We start from the raw sequence: 14914 nt of genomic DNA on the forward strand, positions 1-14914 counted from the left end.
ATGAGGGCATCACGCTGCAGATTCCGTGCCATCACGGTCTCTCGCGCGACAAACGCGGGTTTCGGCGGGCGGAGGCGCCCCGTATGCTTGTCCCACAACACCCATAACGGAGGCATGTGGTGAGCAGCACCACTCCACCGTCATGACGGGCAGACTACCTGCTGCGTCGGCACACACGCTTCCGGATCCGGTGGTGGTGGAGGCGGTGGTGGCGGGCAAAGCCGCCTCCTTTCCTCATACTCCGCTCGTTCCTCCAGATAGCGCTCATAGCGACGAAATTCTTCGGTCGCATGGGCGCGCTGGGCTGCCAGCCACGATTCATAGGCCTCCTGGTTCTGCAGCACGCCAGGTTTGATCGTGTAGGACTCATTCCACACGCGCTCACCCTGCATGCCCGTGAACCCGCGCAGGATGGCTCCCGACATGAAGCCGACCGATGCATCGGTTGCGCTGACGCCCACCACCCCCAGACGCAGGCTCAGATAAGTCATCGTATTCAAACGCACGACCGTACCCCTCGGGGCGTCTTTATACGCAGCCAGTTCCTCAGGCAACGCCGGGCCATAAGACCCATATCCGAGAGGCACTCTTTCGAAGACACATTCAAAAGTCGGCTGAGCGCTCGCCCATCCTTCCACGTGCTGTTCGCCCCACAAACACTGTCGAGAGCCACCCATTCCCTTCCCTTGGAAGAGCTTTCGGCTCCACCCGCTCTTTGACTCTTCGGGTGGCGCGAGCGACCAATATCCACCACCTGCGCTGACGAACACCGTCGCAGCACTGCTTTGGTCAACGACTTTCTCCAATACATGCGATGCATCGTCTGGCGTCCGCACCACCACAGGCGCCGACCCACCCGTCCACGGATGGGCCACGAAATCCGGAAACGGCGGCATGGGTTGGCGCGGCGGCGATTCCAACTCCCGCAATGCGGTCAACACATGTTCTCGGATTCGGCCAGCCGTGGGCACTGCAGGATTGAGGTAGATCTCAAGCAGCCCATGTCCGATCAGATCACGCAGGCCATTGAGGCCGGCCGGGCGATTGAAATACGGAGGTATGTCCGTGGTGTTGGGAACCACGGCGCCCACGATCCTCAAACCATTGATGACCAAGTCCTTGTCGGCCAGTGTGTGGGGGCCAGACAAGATCGGCGATGCCGGTGCCACATGCACCACCCTGACCGACTTCGCATCGGTCTTGCTGAGGGCATGTGCATAGGCCATGTTGACAAACAGATTGCCTTGCGAGTGCGCAAAGAAAAGCATCTTCTTCTCAAGGCTCGCCCAATGATCGATCCGTGCCCGGTGGCGACTGGCGACCTCGGCCATGTTCGGGTTTCCGAGGTTGGCGGTCAGCTCGGTCATCAGTGCCGCCCGAGACAGATCAAACAAGGAATCGAGAAAACCGACCAGACTCGGAATGGCCGACGTGATCGCTCGCCACCAAGCCCCCTCACCACGCGTGGCAGAGAAGAACAGTTCGAAGCGGCCGGCCAGCAGGCCACCATGTTCGTGCAGACGCTGGTCGAACGTCTCCACGAAATCGGCGAAGCCTTCGGTGTCGTTGTAGAACAGGTCGTACGTGATGGGTTCGCCGTTGGGAGTGCTAGAACCGTAAAGATTCCTCCCCTTGATGTGACGACCCAAAGCAATCAGCGCTTGATCCTGTTTCGTTTGCACCCCGTTGAAGAAGCCAAACACAACACCGTTTGCATCACAGGTGCTGGTTTGCGCAACAGACGAAATCGGAAGGAGTACTAGCAAGAGCACCATCATGTAGCCGCAAGTCCACCGTTTTCGAGAAGCAGCTCTCTTATTCACAAACTGCCCCCTCTGGCATGCTAGATACCGTCCCGCTACGCGCCTTGTTGTATGCCAAGTAAGCCTGCAATCGGGTCTTGGTATTCGTGGTAATAGACCTCAATTCATCGAACATGGCATCACCACCTTTCCCGGTCAAAGGAAAAGCAGTGATTGAGCAAACGACAGCCCGAGACATCTTCTCCGACACCGCCTCCAACGCGACCGCATCGTTCTTGTCCACCAGCAGCATCTGCTGATAGGCCCGTGCCGTCTGCATCGCCGCCTTGCGTTGTGCCGGATCTGTGTACTTGCGATGAATGTGGGTCTCGATGTCATCCCGCACACCGTTGCCATTCGCATCCATGCCTTCAACGCTGGGCAGGCGCTCAAGCTTGGGCAACTCACCGCTCGCTTCCAGTTGCTCGATCACTTGTTGGGGCGTGCGCGCTGCGTCGCCACCCTCCGCACGCTTGTCTCCCCCGCAACCAGCCAGCGCGAGCGTCCCAATCAACGCGCTCACCCCCAGCCCCTTGGCCAACTTGCGACCCTGTTTCATTTCAATGCCCTCCTTGAATATTGCAACTGCTGAGTGGTCGACACATGCCGCGTTCGACTCCAGTCGAAGTAAATGTAGTCCAATAGAACTACACATACTCCAGGGAGCATTGCTGCAGCTGCGTGCCTGTTGGATGCATGAAAGACATGAACTTGGATCGTAGGGGTCGTCATTGCCCTGATTTCTTGAGCCATCTCCCAACTTTGCTTTGAGCTGCCATCGCGGTCTCTCGCGCGACAAACGCGGGTTTCGGCGGGCGGAGGCGCCCCGTATGCTTGTCCCACAACACCCATAACGGAGACATGTGATGAGCAGCACCACCGAAGGCGGGCGCGCCGCGTCCACGCCCGATCCGCATGCGCACCACCGCTTCTGGCCCACGCGCCTGCCGCACCGCATCACCACGCCCGCCACCTCGCTCTGGTGCAACCTGGACGTGAGCGCGCAGCGTTACCCGGACAAGCCCGCGCTGGTGTTCTTCGATCACGTGCTCAGCTACCGCGAGCTGCACGCTCAGGTGGAGCGCCTGGCGGCGCACCTGCGGCAGCAGGGTGTGCAGGACGGCGACCGCGTGATCCTGTTCATGCAGAACTGCCCGCAGTGGGTGGTGGCGCATTTCGCCATCCTGCGCGCCAACGCGGTGGTGGTGCCGGTCAACCCCATGAACCGGGCCGAGGAGCTCAAGCACTACCTGATCGATCCCGACGCGCGCGTGGCCATCGCCGCGGCCGACCTGGCCGGTGAACTGCTCAAGGCCAACAGCGAGGTGCGCGAGGGCGACCGCCTGCGCCACCTCGTGGTCTCGCACTACAGCGACGCCATCGGCCCGGCCGCCGAGATCCCACCGGCCTGGGCCGACTGGCTGGGCACGCGCCACCCCACACCCTCGCTGCCCGGCGGCACGGTGAGCGACTGGGCCGAGGCGCTGGCCTGCGGCGGCAGCGCGCCCGCGCACAACCGGGGCCCGGACGACCTCGCCGTGCTGCCTTACACCAGTGGCACCACCGGCCTGCCCAAGGGCTGCATGCACCCGCACCGCACCCTCATGCACAACGCGGTGGGCGTGGGCCTGTGGACCAACAGCACGTCGGAGAACGTGGGCCTGCTGGTGGTGCCCATGTTCCACATCACCGGCATGGTGGCCGGCATGCACGCGGGCGTGTACAACGGCGCGACCATGGTGGTGATGCCGCGCTGGGACCGCGAGCTCGCCGGGCGGCTCATCTCGCGCTGGCGCTGCACCCACTGGACCAACATCCCCACCATGGTGATCGACCTGCTGGCCAGCCCGAACTTCGACCAGTACGACCTCTCCAGCCTGGTGCTGGTGGGCGGCGGCGGCGCGGCCATGCCGCAGGCCGTGGCGCAGCGCCTGCTCGACCAGTTCGGCTTGCGCTACTCGGAAGGTTATGGCCTGACCGAGACCGCCGCGCCCTCGCACAACAACCCGCCCGACCACCCCAAGCAGCAATGCCTGGGCATTCCTTTCCTGGGCACCGACGCGCGCGTGGTCGACCCGATCACGCTGCAGGAAATGCCGCAGGGTGAGGCGGGCGAGATCATCATCCACGGCCCCGAGGTGTTCGACGGTTACTGGAAACGCCCCGAGGCCACCGAGGCCGCCTTCATCACCTTCGAAGGCAAGCGCTTCTTCCGCTCGGGCGACCTCGGCCGGGTGGACGAGGACGGTTACTACTTCATCACCGACCGGCTCAAACGCATGATCAACGCCAGCGGCTTCAAGGTCTGGCCGGCCGAGGTCGAGGCGCTGATGTTCCGGCACCCGGCGATCGCCGAGGCCTGCGTGATCGCGACCCAGGACGCCTACCGGGGCGAGAGCGTCAAGGCGGTGGTGGTGTTGCGCGAAGCCGCGCGCGGACAGACCAGCGAGCAGGTCATCCTGGACTGGTGCCGCGAGAACATGGCGGCCTACAAGTGCCCGCGCACGGTGGAGTTCGTCACCGCGCTGCCCAAGAGCGGCAGCGGCAAGGTGATGTGGCGCCTGCTGCAGGAGCAGGAGGCCGCGAAGGCACCGCCCAGCACCGCCTGAGGTTCAGCCCGACAGCTCCGGGTGTTTCGAGAACAGCTCGGCGACCCATTCCACGAAGGCCCGCACCTTGGCGCTGAGGTGGCGGTTCGGCGGGTACACCACGTAGAGCGGAATGGTGTGGGTCGACCAGTCGGCGAGCACCCGCACCAGCTCGCCGCGCTCGATCAGCGGCACGGCGGTGAAGGCTCCCATCTGCGCCACGCCCAGGCCCGCGAGCACCGCCGCGGTCATGGCGTTGCTCTCGTTGACGGACAGCCGGGTCGGGCCCGTGATCTCCACCGTCTGGCCGTCCTTCTCGAACTCGTTGATGAAGGGGCGGCCGTTGCGCGGAGAGAAGTAGTTCAGCATCGTGTGCTCGCTGCCCAGCTGGTCCGGGTGCGTGGGCGTGCCGTGCGCCTGGAGGTAGGCCGGCGAGGCCACGGTCATCAGCGCCATGTTGGCCACGCGCCGGGCCACGAGCGACTGGTCCAGCAGTTCGCCGCCGCGGATCACGCAGTCCACGTTGTCGGCGATGAGGTCCACCGCGCGGTCGGAGACACCCAGGTCGAGCTGGATGTCGGGGTAGCGGCGGTAGAAGTCGGCGAGCGCGGGAATGATGATGTGCTGCGCCACCGAGGTCCCCACGTCCACGCGCAGGCGCCCGCTGGGGCTGGCCTGGGCGTTGGTCATGCTGGCCTCGATGTCGTCCAGGTCGTTGAGCACGCGGGCCGTGCGCTCGTAGTACGCCGCGCCATCGGGCGTGACGGTCACGCGCCGGGTGGTGCGGTTGAGCAGCTTGACCTTCAGCCGCGACTCCAGGTGCTGCACCATCTTCGTCACCGTGCCCTTGGGCAGGTCCAGCGACTCGGCCGCCTTGGTGAAGGTGCCGGCCTCCACCACCCGCGCAAATACCCTGATCGATTGGATCTGATCCATGCCCTCTGTCCTTGATGTGCTTTGTGGCGGGATTGTTCATGCAATGGAAACAGACAACTGGCGGCAGGTGGCTTTATCCGCAGAAAGGGTGTGTCTATAGTTCAGGCCATGGTTTCAACTGCCTCATCCTCTGCCGCCGTGCCGCCCGCACGCACCTTGTCGGTGCCTGGCAAGCCCCCGCTGGCGCTGCGCGTCTGGGGCGCGAAGCCGCGCGGCGGCGTGGTGCCGCTGGTGCTGCACTTCCATGGTGGCGCCTTCATCTCGGGCGATCTGGACAGCGGCGCCTGCCTGGCCGAGCTGCTGGCGAGCTCGGGCGCGGTGGTGGCGTCATTGGCCTATCCGCTGGCGCCGGCGCACCGGTTTCCCGATGCGGTGGAGGCCGGCTACACCACGCTGGAATGGCTGTTCAAGCAGCGCACACGCCTGGCGGGCACTGGCGCGCCGCTGTTCGTCGCGGGTGAGGAGGCCGGCGGCAACATCGCGGCGGCCGTGGCCATGATGGTGCGCGACCGCGCGCACCCGCCGCTGGCCGGCCAGATCCTCGTCGCGCCCATGCTGGACCCGTGCGGTGCCACGCCCTCGCTGCGCCAGACCATGGGCGAATCCACCGGCTGCAAGTGGATGGATGGCTGGCAGCAGTACCTGCGCGGCCCGATGGACGCGGAACACCCCTATGCCGTGCCCTGCCGCGCGCAACGGCTGGCCGGCCTGCCGCCCGCACTGATCCTCACCGGCGGCGATGACCCGATGCGCGACGAGGCCCTGGCCTACGCCGATCGCCTGCGCGAGGCGGGCATCGCGGTGCACAGCGGCCTGCTGCCCCCCACCACCGGCTGGCCCGAGTCGCTGAGCGAACAGCCCGCCGGGGAATGTCCGTGCGCCATCGAGGTGCGCGGTCACGTCCGCGCCTTCCTCCAGGCCGCGACGCCCCCGCCGTCCTGACGGACCCGCACCCCCTTTCCCATCCACCTGAAATGCCCACCCCGGTGATCCACCGGGGGCGGCCCCGTTCGCCCTCAAAAAGGAAAAAACATGTCCGACCTGTCCCAATTCAAGCGCCGCGTCTGGTGGCCCACCGCCGCCGCTCTGGCCGCCCTCATCGTCGCGGGCGTCGTGCTCGTCCAGGAAGCGAGCCCGGCCCGGGCCAACGCACCGGTGGGCGCACCGCCGCCCATGCCGGTCTCCGTGGCCACCGTGGCCGAGAGCGACGTGGCCGCCTGGCAGGAGTTCTCCGGCCGCCTCGAGGCGGTCGAGCGGGTGGACATCCGCTCCCGCGTGGCCGGTGTGGTGCAGGCCACGCATTTCCGCGAAGGCGCGCTGGTGGCCAAGGGCGACCTGCTGGTGTCCATCGACCCCGCGCCCTACGAAGCCGAGTTCGCGCGCGCCGAGGCCCAGGTCATCGCCGCGCAGGCCCGCGTGACCCACGCCAGCAACGAGCACGCCCGCTCGCGCCGCCTATGGGACGACAAGGCGATCGCCCAGCGCGAGCTGGACGATCGCGAGAACGTGCTGCGCGAAGCCGAGGCCAACCTCAAGGCCGCGCAGGCGCAGCTGCAGGCCGCGCGCCTGAGCCTGGGCTACACCCAGGTGCGCGCGCCGGTGGCCGGGCGCATCGGCAAGCTGGAGGTGACCGTGGGCAACCTGGTCGCCGCCGGCCCCGGCGCGCCGGTGCTCACCACCCTGGTCTCGGTCAGCCCGATCTACGCCAGCTTCGATGCCGATGAAAGAACCGTCTCCGGCGCGCTGCAGGGCCTGGCCGGCGGCGCGCGCCCGGCGGTCGAGCGCATTCCCGTGCAGATGGGCACCTCGGCCACCAGCGACACGCCTTACGCCGGCCAGCTGCAGCTGATCGACAACCAGGTCGACCCGCGCAGCGGCACGGTGCGCGTGCGCGCCGTGTTCGACAACAGGGACGGGCGCCTGATGCCCGGGCAGTTCGCGCGCATCCGCATGGGCCAGCCGCAGACCGCGCGCACCCTGCTGGTGAGCGAGCGCGCCGTCGGCACCGACCAGGACAAGAAATACGTGCTGGTGGTGGGCGAGGGCGACAAGACCGAGTACCGCGAGGTCACGCTGGGCGCGCCGGTCGACGGCCTGCGCACCGTGCTCAGCGGCCTCAAACCCGGTGAGCGCATCGTCGTCAACGGCCTGCAGCGCGTGCGCCCGGGCGACGTGGTGCAGCCGCAAGCCGTGCCCATGAACAATGCCCGCGCCGGCACGCCCGATCGCGCGGTGGCGGTGGCCAGGTCCTGAGCCCACCCCGTGAAAAGAACACCATGAACCTCTCGAAATTCTTCATCGATCGGCCGATCTTCGCGGGCGTGCTCTCGCTGCTGATCCTGATCGCCGGCCTGGTCGCGCTGCGCGGCCTGCCGATCTCCGAGTACCCCGAGGTGGCCCCGCCTTCGGTGGTGGTGCGCGCCCAGTACCCGGGCGCCAACCCCAAGGTGATCGCCGAAACCGTGGCCACGCCGCTGGAGGAGTCCATCAACGGCGTGGAGGGCATGCTCTACATGGGCAGCCAGGCCACGACCGACGGCGTGATGACGCTGACCGTGACCTTCAAGCTCGGCACCGACCCCGACAAGGCCCAGCAGCTGGTGCAGAACCGCGTGTCGCAGGCCGAGCCGCGCCTGCCCGAGGAAGTGCGCCGCCTGGGCGTGACCACGGTCAAGAGCTCGCCCGACATCACGATGGTGGTGCACCTGGTCTCGCCCAACGACCGCTACGACATCAACTACCTGCGCAACTACGCGGTGCTCAATGTGAAGGACCGGCTCGCGCGCATCCAGGGCGTGGGCCAGGTGCAGATCTTCGGCGGTGGCGATTACTCCATGCGCGTCTGGCTGGACCCGCAGAAGGTCGCGCAGCGCGGCCTCTCGGCCAGCGACGTGGTGAGCGCGATCCGCGGCCAGAACGTGCAGGCCGCCGCCGGCGTGGTCGGCGCCTCGCCGGGCCTGCCCGGTGTGGACATGCAGCTCTCCATCAACGCGCAGGGCCGCCTGCAGACCGAAGAGGAGTTCGGCGACATCATCGTCAAGACCGGTGGCGACGGCGCCGTGACCCGGCTGCGCGACATCGCGCGGCTGGAGATGGGCGCGGCCGACTACTCGCTGCGCTCGCTGCTCAACAACCAGCCCGCCGTGGGCATGGGCGTGTTCCAGGCCCCGGGCTCCAACGCGCTCGACATCTCGGCCGAGGTGCGCGCCACCATGGCCGAGCTGCAGAAGAACATGCCCGAGGGCGTGGAATTCCGCATCGCCTACGACCCCACGCAGTTCGTGCGCGCCTCGATCCAGTCGGTGATCACGACCCTGCTCGAAGCCATCGCGCTGGTGGTGCTGGTGGTGATCCTGTTCCTGCAGACCTGGCGCGCCTCCATCATCCCGCTGCTGGCGGTGCCGGTGTCGGTGGTGGGCACCTTCGCGGTGCTGCACCTGCTCGGCTTCTCGATCAACGCGCTCTCGCTGTTCGGGCTGGTGCTGGCGATCGGCATCGTGGTGGACGACGCGATCGTGGTGGTGGAGAACGTGGAGCGCAACATCGAGGCCGGCCTGTCGCCGCGCGACGCGACCTACCGCGCGATGAAGGAGGTCTCCGGGCCCATCATCGCGATCGCGCTGGTGCTGGTGGCGGTGTTCGTGCCGCTGGCCTTCATCAGCGGCCTCACCGGCCAGTTCTACAAGCAGTTCGCGGTGACCATCGCGATCTCCACCGTGATCTCGGCCATCAACTCGCTCACGCTCTCGCCCGCGCTCGCGGCCCTGCTGCTGCGCGGCCACGACGCACCGAAGGACGCGCTCACGCGCGGCATGGACCGGATCTTCGGCGGCCTGTTCCGTGGCTTCAACCGCTTCTTCCACCGCGGCGCCGAGGCCTACAGCGGCGGCGTGCGGCGCGTGATCTCGCGCAAGGCGCTGATGATGGTGATCTACCTCGCGCTCGTGGGCGTGACCTTCGGCCTGTTCAAGGCCGTGCCCAGCGGCTTCGTGCCGGCGCAGGACAAGCAGTACCTGATCGGCTTCGCGCAGCTGCCCGACGGCGCCACGCTGGACCGCACGGAAGACGTGATCCACCGCATGGGCGAGATCACCAAGCAGAACCCGAACGTGGAAGACGCGATCGCCTTCCCCGGCCTGTCCATCAACGGTTTCACCAACAGCTCGAACTCCGGCATCGTGTTCGCCACGCTCAAGCCCTTCGCCGAGCGCCGGCGCGCCGACCAGAGCGGCGGCGCCGTGGCGGGCCAGCTCAACCAGGCCTACGGCGAGATCCAGGACGCCTTCATCGTGATGTTCCCGCCGCCCCCGGTGGCGGGCCTGGGCACCACGGGGGGCTTCAAGCTGCAGCTGGAAGACAAGGCCTCGCTCGGCTACGAAGCGATGGACGCGGCGGTCAAGGCCTTCATGGCCAAGGCCTACCAGACGCCCGAACTCGCCGGCATGTTCACGAGCTGGCAGGTCAACGTGCCGCAGCTCTACGCCGACATCGATCGCACCAAGGCGCGCCAGCTCGGCGTGCCGGTGACGGACATCTTCGACACCATGCAGATCTACCTCGGCAGCCTGTACGTGAACGACTTCAACCAGTTCGGCCGCACCTACAGCGTGCGCGCCCAGGCCGACGCGCCCTACCGCGCGCGCGCCGAAGACGTGGGCCTGCTCAAGGTGCGCTCGACCTCGGGCGAGATGGTGCCGCTGTCGGCGCTGATGAAGGTGAACTCCAGCTTCGGCCCGGAGCGCGCCATGCGCTACAACGGCTACCTCTCGGCCGACATCAACGGCGGGCCCGCGCCCGGCTTCTCGTCCGGCCAGGCGCAGGACGCGATCGAGCGCGTCGCCGCCGAGACGCTGCCGCAGGGCATCGGCTTCGAGTGGACCGAGCTCACCTACCAGGAGATCCTGGCCGGCAACTCCGCGCTGTGGGTGTTCCCGCTGGCGATCCTGCTGGTGTTCCTGGTGCTCGCCGCGCAGTACGAGAGCCTCACGCTGCCGCTGTCCATCATCCTGATCGTGCCCATGGGCCTGCTCGCGGCCATGACGGGCGTGTGGCTGGACGGCGGCGACAACAACGTGTTCACCCAGATCGGGCTGATCGTGCTGGTGGGGCTGTCGGCGAAGAACGCGATCCTGATCGTGGAATTCGCGCGCGAGCTCGAATTCGCCGGGCGCTCGCCGGTGCAGGCCGCCATCGAAGCCAGCCGCCTGCGGCTGCGCCCCATCCTCATGACCTCGCTGGCCTTCGTGATGGGTGTGCTGCCGCTGGTGCTGGCCACCGGCGCGGGCGCCGAGATGCGCTCGGCCATGGGCGTGGCCGTGTTCGCCGGGATGATCGGCGTGACCGCCTTCGGCCTGTTCCTCACGCCGGTGTTCTACGTGCTGCTGCGCCGCCTGGCCGGCAACCGCGCGCTCAAGCTGCACGGCACGGTGCCGCACCTGGAGGGTTTCGCCTCCGGCGGTGGCGGCAGCGCCCGCGCCGTGCCTGCCGCCCCCTGACCCATTGAAGAAGACCCGGAAGGTGAACCCCGTGAAGAATTTCCATCGCCTGCTGACGCTGACCGCCGCGCTCGTGCTGGCCGGCTGCGCCACCGCGCTGCCGCCCTTGCCGGCGTCCGTGCCCACGCCGCCGCAGTTCAAGGAACAGCCGCGCCAGAACGAACACTGGACCATCGCCCAACCCGCCGAAGCGCAGGCCCGGGGCACCTGGTGGAAGGCGTTCAACGACCCGGTGCTCGACGACCTGGCCGAACGCGCCGCCGCCGGCAACACCAGCATCCACGAAGCCGCGGCCCGCCTGGCCCAGGCGCGCTCGCTGGTGCGCGGCGCGCAGGCCGATCGCCTGCCGCAGATCGGCGTGGGCGCCGACGCCTCGCGCGGCGCCGGTGCCAACACCGCCAACGGCGCCACACCCGCCACGCTGCTGCAGGCGGGCGTCAACCTGTCGTACGAGCTCGACCTGTTCGGGCGCCTGGCGGGCGCGCGCGACGCCGCCGCGCTGGACGCGCAATCGCGCGAAGCCCTGCTGCAGAGCACGCGCCTGCTGGTGCAGGCCGAGGTGGCCCAGACCTACCTGGCCCTGCGCGCGGTGGACACCGAGCGCACCCTGGTGCAGGACACCGCCGCCGCCTATGCGGACACGCTGCGCCTCACGCAGCGCCGCTTCGAGGCCGGCGACGTGGCCGAGCTGGACGTGATCCGCATCCAGACCGAGCTGGCCGCCACCGAGGCCGAGGGGTTCGCGCTCGGCCGCAGCCGCGCCGAACTCGAACACGCGCTGGCCGTGCTGGTGGGCGAGCCGGCCTCCGGCTTCGCGCTGGCGCCCGCCGACGGTGCCCGGGTGCTGCCCGTGATCCCGGCCGGCGTGCCCGGCACCGTGCTCACCCGCCGGCCCGACGTGGCCGCCGCGCAGGCCGCGCTGCTGGCCGCCCAGGCCCGCGTGGGCGTGGCGCAGGCGGCGTGGTTTCCCAGCGTGTCGCTCACGGCGGCCGCGGGTTATGCCTCGCCCGACCTCGGCGACCTGTTCAAGTGGTCGGCGCGCGCCTGGGGCGTGGGCGCGCTGCTGTCGATGCCGCTGTTCGACGGCGGCCGGCGCGAGGCCGGTGTGCAGGGCGCGCAGGCGCAGCTCGACGCTGCCGCCGCGAGCTACCGCGGCCAGGTGCTCACGGCCTTCCGCGAGGTGGAAGACCAACTCTCCGCCCTGCGCTGGCTGCAGGACCAGTCGCTGGCCCAGGGCCGCGCGGTCAGCGCCGCGCAGCGCGCCAGCGCGATCTCGGAAACGCGCTACCGCAACGGCCTGGTGAGCCAGCTCGAATTGCTCGACGCGCGCCGCAACGAGCTGATCAACCGGCGGCAGGCCCAGCGCGTGGAGGCCGCCCAGCAGCAAGCCACGGTGCGGCTCATCCGCGCCATCGGCGGCGGCTGGGAGGCGGGCGCCCCCGTCCGGGGCGCCTGAGCGACCTTGGCGGCGGGCCGGGGCCGGCACAATAGGGCATGCCGTCCCCGTCCGAGACCCTCCGCCGCCTCTGGCAGCCGCACCGTGGCCTTTTCTGGCTCATGGTCGGCCTGCAGCTGCTGTCGTCCTGCATCGCGCTGTTCGTGCAGCTCACCGACCCGCCCGATGCGCTGCGCCTCGTGCTCGGTCTGATGGCGCTGACCGATTCGCTGCTGGCCTGGTGGCTCACGGTGCGCCTCTGGCGCGAGTCGGCCCCTGCCACCCCTTCCTAGGAGATGACCGTGTTCGAAGCCCTGCTGATCACCCAACCCGAGTCGGGCTACCGCTGCGAACTCACGCAGCTCGACGAGGCGCAACTGCCCGCCAGCGGCGACGTGACGGTGCGCGTGGACTGCTCCACCATCAACTACAAGGACGGCCTGGCCATCACCGGAAAGTCGCCCGTGGTGCGCAGCTTCCCCATGGTGCCCGGCATCGACTTCGCCGGCTCGGTGACGCAGAGCGACCACCCGAAATGGAAGGCCGGCGACCGCGTGCTGCTCAACGGCTTCGGCGTGGGGGAGACGCACTGGGGCGGGCTGTCGCAGATGGCGCGCGTCAAGGGCGACTGGCTGGTGGCACTGCCCGACACGCTGAGCGAGCGCGACGCCATGTCGCTGGGCACGGCCGGCTACACCGCCATGCTGTGCGTGCAGGCGCTGCAGAAACACTGGGCCGACGCGGGCGTGGCCGCCGGCAGCGGCGAGGTGCTGGTGACCGGCGCGGGTGGTGGCGTGGGCAGCGTGGCGATCTCGCTGCTGGCCGGTCTGGGCCACACCGTGGTGGCCTCCACCGGTCGGCCGCAGGAAGCCGACTACCTGAAATCGCTGGGCGCGGCCAGCGTGATCGACCGCAACGACCTGAGCGCGCCGGGCAAACCGCTGCAGAAGGAGCGCTGGATCGGCGTGGTGGATTCGGTGGGCAGCCACACCCTGGCCAACGCCTGCGCCAGCACACGCTACGGCGGCGCGGTGGCGGCCTGCGGCCTGGCCCAGGGCATGGACCTGCCCGCGAGCGTGGCGCCGTTCATCCTGCGCGGCATCACGCTTTGCGGCATCGACAGTGTGATGGCGCCCATGGCCAAACGCGAGGCCGCGTGGGACGCGCTCGCGAAGACGATCAACCGCGAACAGCTGGCGTCGATCACGACAGAGATCGCGCTGCCAGACGCGATCGCCGCCGGCAGCCAGATCCTGGCCGGCCAGGTGCGCGGGCGCCTGGTGGTGAAGCTCAAGGCCTGAGGCTCAGCGCGGGGGCACCACCTGGCGGTAGGCGTGCCAGGTGGCGTGGCCCACCACCGGGCCGACGACGATCAGGCCCAGGAACCACGGCAGCATGGCCAGCACCACCAGCAGCGTGATCAGCGCGCCCCACCAGGCCATCACGCCCGGGTTTTGCAGGCAGGCGCGGATGCTGGTGAGCGCGGCCGAGATCGCATCGACCTCACGGTCCAGGATCATGGGGATCGAGACCGCGCTGGTGACGAAGATCAGGCCCGCGAACACACCGCCCACCAGGGTGTAGGTGATCAGGAACTCCAGGTTCTCGCGCGCCAGCAGCTGCGAGAGCAGGTTGGCGGTGTCGGGCAGGGTGCTGAAGCTGACCGCGAACACCACCAGCGAGGCGCGGCCCCACAGCATTTCCAGGATGAGCAGCACGCCCGCGAAGATCGCGATCGAGCCCTTGGTCTGCTCCCAGGCCAGCAGCGAGTCCGGCAGCGAGGGCTCGCGGCCTTCCTGCAGCGCGCGGCTCACGTGGTACAGGCCCAGGCACAGGAACGGCCCCAGCAGCAGGAAGCCGGCCGAGAGCGCCAGCACATAGGCCGGCGCGGCGCGGAACACGGCCATCAGCGCGTGCCCCATGAGGAAAAAACACAGGCCGTAGAACAGGCCGACGCGGCTGCGCAGGAAATCGCGCCAGCCCAGGCGCAGCCAGCGCAGCGGGTCGCCGGCGTTCAACTCGGCCAGTCGCAGGTCGAACACCGACGGCGGTGGCGGTGGGGATTCTTCGGTCATGGCTTGTCTCCTCGGGAATGGCGCGCCACCTCGTGGGTGGGTGGCTGGTGCGCGGGAACGGTGGCGGGTCGGTGCAGCGGATCGGTTCAGCTGAGCGCGTGGCTTCGCAGGTGCAGCGCCAGCCCGGCGTCGAAGGCGTGCGTGTGCTTGGCGAACCACGAACCCAGTTCGCGCGCCATCTGGCGCACGGTCCCGAGCTGGCCGCCGCGGACCTGTCCCAGGCCCTCGCGCAGCAGGTTGAGCACCACGCGGTGCGCCAGCGCGTGCGCGTCCGCCTGGCCGTGGCCGGTCTCGCGCATCCAGCTGTCTTCCTGGCCGAAATGCGTGGCCACGTGCGACACCAGCTCGGCCCAGGCCTGCGGCAGCTCCGCGTCGCTGGCGGTCTGCGCGCGGGCCAGCCGCGCCATGAGTTCGCGATTCATGTTGTCCAGCGGGTCGAAGTCCAGCCAGAGGGCCTCGGTCCATTGCGCGGTGTTGTCCATCGGGTGCTGCTCCTTGGGGCCCAAGCTTGGCAGCGGCGGCGCGCCGGCGCCTTGATCCAGCGCAAACGCGCGCCATGCCAAGGCCCGACAGGCCGTGCGCC

General features: G+C 68.6%; 12 protein-coding genes. 7 read left to right on the forward strand and 5 right to left on the reverse strand.

Annotation, left to right across the window (positions count from 1 at the left end):
- Positions 1 to 140 precede the first annotated feature (140 nt).
- Together ABSY19_RS22840 and ABSY19_RS22845 are read right to left on the reverse strand one after the other, a co-directional pair.
- Positions 141 to 1778, reverse strand: coding sequence for a hypothetical protein (locus tag ABSY19_RS22840; RefSeq protein WP_382156220.1), 1638 nt, complete (start codon positions 1776 to 1778; stop codon positions 141 to 143).
- A 37-nt stretch (positions 1779 to 1815) separates the two neighbouring features.
- Positions 1816 to 2361, reverse strand: coding sequence for a hypothetical protein (locus ABSY19_RS22845; RefSeq protein WP_382156222.1), 546 nt, complete (start codon positions 2359 to 2361; stop codon positions 1816 to 1818).
- A 307-nt stretch (positions 2362 to 2668) separates the two neighbouring features.
- Here ABSY19_RS22845 and ABSY19_RS22850 point away from each other — a divergent pair, with 307 nt between their 5' ends.
- The gene (locus tag ABSY19_RS22850; RefSeq protein ID WP_382156224.1) at positions 2669 to 4411 is read left to right on the forward strand and encodes a long-chain fatty acid--CoA ligase; all 1743 of its coding nucleotides are present in this window, start codon (positions 2669 to 2671) and stop codon (positions 4409 to 4411) included.
- A 3-nt stretch (positions 4412 to 4414) separates the two neighbouring features.
- Here the strand turns inward: ABSY19_RS22850 and ABSY19_RS22855 are convergent, their stop codons facing one another.
- Positions 4415 to 5326: a LysR family transcriptional regulator gene (locus ABSY19_RS22855; RefSeq protein ID WP_382156226.1), complete on the reverse strand. Its 912-nt coding sequence runs from the start codon at positions 5324 to 5326 to the stop codon at positions 4415 to 4417.
- Positions 5327 to 5434: 108 nt separating this feature from the next.
- Between ABSY19_RS22855 and ABSY19_RS22860 the strand changes: the two genes are divergently transcribed.
- The 6 genes from ABSY19_RS22860 (at position 5435) to ABSY19_RS22885 (ending at position 13557) form a co-directional block, all read left to right on the forward strand.
- Complete coding sequence (locus ABSY19_RS22860; RefSeq protein WP_382156228.1) at positions 5435 to 6268, forward strand: alpha/beta hydrolase; 834 nt, start codon at positions 5435 to 5437, stop codon at positions 6266 to 6268.
- 90 nt (positions 6269 to 6358) lie between these two features.
- Positions 6359 to 7579, forward strand: a complete 1221-nt coding sequence (locus ABSY19_RS22865) for an efflux RND transporter periplasmic adaptor subunit (RefSeq protein WP_382156230.1) — start codon at positions 6359 to 6361, stop codon at positions 7577 to 7579.
- Positions 7580 to 7602: 23 nt separating this feature from the next.
- Positions 7603 to 10821, forward strand: a complete 3219-nt coding sequence (locus tag ABSY19_RS22870; protein ID WP_382156233.1) for an efflux RND transporter permease subunit — start codon at positions 7603 to 7605, stop codon at positions 10819 to 10821.
- Positions 10822 to 10852: 31 nt separating this feature from the next.
- On the forward strand, positions 10853 to 12277 hold the full coding sequence (locus tag ABSY19_RS22875) for an efflux transporter outer membrane subunit (protein WP_382156235.1): 1425 nt from the start codon (positions 10853 to 10855) through the stop codon (positions 12275 to 12277).
- A gap of 38 nt (positions 12278 to 12315) precedes the next feature.
- Positions 12316 to 12549, forward strand: a complete 234-nt coding sequence (locus ABSY19_RS22880; RefSeq protein WP_382156237.1) for a hypothetical protein — start codon at positions 12316 to 12318, stop codon at positions 12547 to 12549.
- 3 nt (positions 12550 to 12552) lie between these two features.
- Positions 12553 to 13557, forward strand: coding sequence for an MDR family oxidoreductase (locus ABSY19_RS22885; protein WP_382156239.1), 1005 nt, complete (start codon positions 12553 to 12555; stop codon positions 13555 to 13557).
- Between the two features lie 3 nt (positions 13558 to 13560).
- Here the strand turns inward: ABSY19_RS22885 and ABSY19_RS22890 are convergent, their stop codons facing one another.
- Both ABSY19_RS22890 and ABSY19_RS22895 read right to left on the reverse strand, forming a co-directional pair.
- Positions 13561 to 14331, reverse strand: a complete 771-nt coding sequence (locus ABSY19_RS22890) for a DUF2189 domain-containing protein (protein ID WP_382156241.1) — start codon at positions 14329 to 14331, stop codon at positions 13561 to 13563.
- A gap of 86 nt (positions 14332 to 14417) precedes the next feature.
- Complete coding sequence (locus ABSY19_RS22895) at positions 14418 to 14813, reverse strand: bacteriohemerythrin (RefSeq protein WP_382156243.1); 396 nt, start codon at positions 14811 to 14813, stop codon at positions 14418 to 14420.
- Positions 14814 to 14914 lie beyond the last annotated feature (101 nt).

The organism is Hydrogenophaga sp. ANAO-22, assembly GCF_042466645.1.
Classification (GTDB): domain Bacteria; phylum Pseudomonadota; class Gammaproteobacteria; order Burkholderiales; family Burkholderiaceae_C; genus Hydrogenophaga.

Bases quoted from the DNA above. Each gene is read 5' to 3' on its own strand.
- ABSY19_RS22840 (WP_382156220.1), bottom strand. From the start codon at position 1,778: ATGATGGTGCTCTTGCTAGTACTCCTTCCGATTTCGTCTGTTGCGCAA.
- ABSY19_RS22845 (WP_382156222.1), bottom strand. From the start codon at position 2,361: ATGAAACAGGGTCGCAAGTTGGCCAAGGGGCTGGGGGTGAGCGCGTTG.
- ABSY19_RS22850 (WP_382156224.1), top strand. From the start codon at position 2,669: ATGAGCAGCACCACCGAAGGCGGGCGCGCCGCGTCCACGCCCGATCCG.
- ABSY19_RS22855 (WP_382156226.1), bottom strand. From the start codon at position 5,326: ATGGATCAGATCCAATCGATCAGGGTATTTGCGCGGGTGGTGGAGGCC.
- ABSY19_RS22860 (WP_382156228.1), top strand. From the start codon at position 5,435: ATGGTTTCAACTGCCTCATCCTCTGCCGCCGTGCCGCCCGCACGCACC.
- ABSY19_RS22865 (WP_382156230.1), top strand. From the start codon at position 6,359: ATGTCCGACCTGTCCCAATTCAAGCGCCGCGTCTGGTGGCCCACCGCC.
- ABSY19_RS22870 (WP_382156233.1), top strand. From the start codon at position 7,603: ATGAACCTCTCGAAATTCTTCATCGATCGGCCGATCTTCGCGGGCGTG.
- ABSY19_RS22880 (WP_382156237.1), top strand. From the start codon at position 12,316: ATGCCGTCCCCGTCCGAGACCCTCCGCCGCCTCTGGCAGCCGCACCGT.
- ABSY19_RS22885 (WP_382156239.1), top strand. From the start codon at position 12,553: ATGACCGTGTTCGAAGCCCTGCTGATCACCCAACCCGAGTCGGGCTAC.
- ABSY19_RS22890 (WP_382156241.1), bottom strand. From the start codon at position 14,331: ATGACCGAAGAATCCCCACCGCCACCGCCGTCGGTGTTCGACCTGCGA.
- ABSY19_RS22895 (WP_382156243.1), bottom strand. From the start codon at position 14,813: ATGGACAACACCGCGCAATGGACCGAGGCCCTCTGGCTGGACTTCGAC.